The following is a 622-nucleotide window of genomic DNA, read 5'->3' on the forward strand; positions in this document are numbered from 1 at the left end:
CGTGCCGACTGACCGCACCGACTGATCCTGCCGGCCGCCTGCGCTGCGTACGCGGCGCACACACACCCCTGCCTGCCTCGCCCGGGCGCACGCCGATGCGTCCCACGCCTGCACCTCATCACTGCGCGTTGCCACCCCACGCGCCGCTTTCTGCTGGAGAACCACCATGAACCGCGAAGACCTCCTGTTCTCGATCCGCACCCTCTCGCTCTCCCTCGACGCCGCTGGCTTTGCCAGCATCGCCGCGACCACCCATCCGTCCGATCTGGTCGATGCGCTCGACGCGCTGAGCGTGGACAGGTCGCTGCCGTTGCTGATGACGCTCGCGCCACCGGCGCGCGCGGATCTGTTCGCGCACTTCGCCGAGCTCCGCCAGGATCAACTGCTGGCCGCGATGCCGCGCGAGGCGGTAGTGCAGCTGTTCGAACACATGCCATCGGATGATCGTGCCGATCTGTTCAACCGCCTTGGCGATGACGCCAAGCAGACACTGCTGCCGGCGCTGACCAAGGTGGAACGCGACGACATCCTCAAGATGGCGTCCTATCCCGAGGGCACGGTCGGTTCGGCGACGACGTCCGACTATGTCTGGGTCTCGCCGGAAATGACGGTCGCGCAGGCG

1 protein-coding gene is annotated in these 622 nt (G+C 67.4%); it reads left to right on the forward strand.

Annotation, left to right across the window (positions count from 1 at the left end):
• Nucleotides 1-166: 166 nt before the first annotated feature.
• Nucleotides 167-622: magnesium transporter MgtE N-terminal domain-containing protein (locus tag AAE045_RS23735; protein WP_455549760.1), on the forward strand; the 456-nt coding region annotated here is incomplete at its 3' end.

This window comes from Dryocola clanedunensis, assembly GCF_038405435.1.
In the GTDB taxonomy this organism is placed as follows: Bacteria; Pseudomonadota; Gammaproteobacteria; order Enterobacterales; family Enterobacteriaceae; genus Dryocola; species Dryocola clanedunensis_A.